Origin of the sequence: Romboutsia sp. (genome assembly GCF_035470145.1) — a bacterium.
Lineage (GTDB): Bacteria > Bacillota > Clostridia > Peptostreptococcales > Peptostreptococcaceae > Romboutsia_D.
The window spans coordinates 1-2522 of the sequence record NZ_DATIRC010000329.1 but is presented as its reverse complement, the minus strand read 5'-3'; the positions used below and the strand labels follow the sequence as shown (position 1 = coordinate 2522).

General features: G+C 26.1%; 2 protein-coding genes. One reads left to right on the top strand and one right to left on the bottom strand.

Annotated elements, in window-relative coordinates:
• Positions 1 to 499: energy-coupling factor ABC transporter permease (locus VLM92_RS13290; RefSeq protein ID WP_325276816.1), on the bottom strand; the 499-nt coding region annotated here is incomplete at its 3' end.
• 416 nt (positions 500 to 915) lie between these two features.
• On the opposite strand from VLM92_RS13290, the gene VLM92_RS13285 reads away from it, so the two are divergent.
• Entirely contained in the window at positions 916 to 2346 is a 1431-nt protein-coding gene (locus tag VLM92_RS13285) for a beta/gamma crystallin-related protein (protein ID WP_325276815.1), read from the top strand.
• Positions 2347 to 2522: the final 176 nt, after the last annotated feature.

Below are 2522 nucleotides of genomic sequence, written 5' to 3'. Positions count from 1 at the left end.
TAAACACATTAGTTCCAGTCTTTACATTTTTCTTTTTTAAAAATTTAAATATACAAAATGTAACTATAGGACCTACTATTGCCATTGAAAAAGCATTTGCTCCTAAAGTTGTTAATCCTCCATGTGCTAAAAGTAATGCTTGGAATAAAAGTACTATTGTTCCTAAGACAGCCATAACACTTGGTCCAAATAATATTGCTCCTAAACCTACCCCTGTTGGATGTGAGCAACTTCCTGTTAGTGACGGTATTTTAAGCGCAGATAATACAAATACAAATGCTCCACATAAAGCTAATAATACCTTTTTCTTAGGCTCTTGTTTTACTATTTTATTTATAGATTTTACGCCAATTAAGAAAAATGGTATGAATACAACACTCCATATAATAGACCATTTCATCGGTAAAAATCCTTCCATTATATGCATTGCATTTGAGTTAACTGGATTTAAGATGATTAGCATAAATGTAGCTATTAATACTAATTTTAATTTTTTCATATGTTCTCTCCCTCTTTCTTTATATGCCCCTTATGTATATTGATATAGTTGTTATGTTTTATTACAAGTTCATTATAGATATAAATTGTGTCATTATTGTGTCAAAACATTGGCAAAACAAGGACAGTTGCTGCATAAAAATAAAATCTAATTCTAGCATTGATACTAGTTGCATACCTTCACTTTAAATAACATAATGAATCCTATTTATCTTAAAATAGATAAATCAAGAAAATTTTATTTAAGTCACACTTTAGGCATTTATCTATGTAATATGTAGCAAAAACATAATATTAACATATTATATATAGACTAAAAATGTAATACGGTTTAAAAGAAAATATCCAAATTCTAAAAAGTTAAACTCCAATATATTAAAATCTATAAAACTAATACTAAGGGGATGTTATGGAAAAATGGGTAAATTAGTATGTGTAAAATCCACTTGGAATGACAATTATATATCAATAAACAAAGAAAAAAATATAACAGAAGCTAATAGTAATACTGTATGTTTTTCTACTAAATTTAACTTTATACAAGTTGCTAAATCAATAGTAATACTACAATCACATGATGGATATTATATAAAAGCTGATTCTAGTAATGGTACTTTAATATGTAATGTTATAGACAAATCAGAAGCTTCTTTATTTACATTAATTCCTATTAATGAAAAAGAATTATATTTAAAATGTGATAATGGGTATTATATATCTGTTTATGATGATAAAGTATTGAGAGCAAAAGAATCTTATAAAACTGATAGATGTAAATTTAAAATAAAAGAATTAATTTCAAAGTTTAGAGAATACAATACAGTAAAAATATATGAACTTGCCAATTATCAAGGTACGGTACAAGAATTAAATGTGGATAGTTATAATATAAATCAATTAAATATAGATGGTTCTAAATTAAACTCAGTGAAAGTATCAAAAGGATTAATTGTTACACTTTATGAGCATGCTAATTTTAAAGGAAAATCAATGACTATAACAGTGGATACTCCGTGCATTGAATATTATTTTAATTGTAAAATTTCATCAATTAAAGTTGAAAATATAATAGTAAAAATCTATGAGTATCCTAACTATCAAGGTAAAGTACAAGAGTTACAATTAGGTGAATACACTTCTAATCAATTAAGTCTATGTAATAATACATTAAGTTCAATTAAGGTACCAAAAGGACTCATTGTTATACTTTATAAATATGATTATTTTAACACCTCTGTTGGATACGAACAGATGGTATTTATAAAACAGGATACTCCATTGATTGAAGATTCTCTTAATGATAAATTTTCATCAATTAAAGTTCAAACTATGACCGTAAAAATCTATGAAGATGCTAACTATCAAGGTAAAGTCCAAGAATTACAATTAGGTGAGTATAATTTAAATCAATTAAGTATAGGCTATAATACATTGAGTTCAATTAAAGTTCCAGTAGGATTTCAAGTTACATTATATGAACATGCCGATTTTGAAGGAAAATCAAAAATTATAACATGTGATATGCCTTGGGTTGGGAGTAACTTTGATAATATAACTTCATCCATTAAAGTAGAAGTTATAACAGTAAAAATCTATGAACAGCCTAACTATGAAGGTAAGGTACAAGAATTACAATTAGGTCAGTATAATTTAAATCAATTAAATATAGGTAATGATACCTTAAGTTCGATTAAAATACCACTAGGATTTCAAGTTATATTATATGAACATGCCGATTTTAAAGGAAAGTCAAAAGTTATAACATATGATACACCTTTGATTGGAGATGGATTTGATGATATAACTTCGTCAATTAGAGTTGAACTTTTTCAACTAATGGGTTTTTAAAATATAATTATATAGTCTTTAACTTTTAAAACTGATCTGCTCCCTTTATGGTAGACAGGGAGCAGTTCAGGTATCCTACTCATCTTTTTTTACATTTAATATAAACTGATCCTGTAATTTACTTTTACTATCAATTTATTATCTGTATTTTTGATACAAAAAAGCATTGACTATTT

Coding starts and splice junctions, on each gene's coding strand:
- VLM92_RS13285 (WP_325276815.1), top strand. CDS start 916: ATGGGTAAATTAGTATGTGTAAAATCCACTTGGAATGACAATTATATA.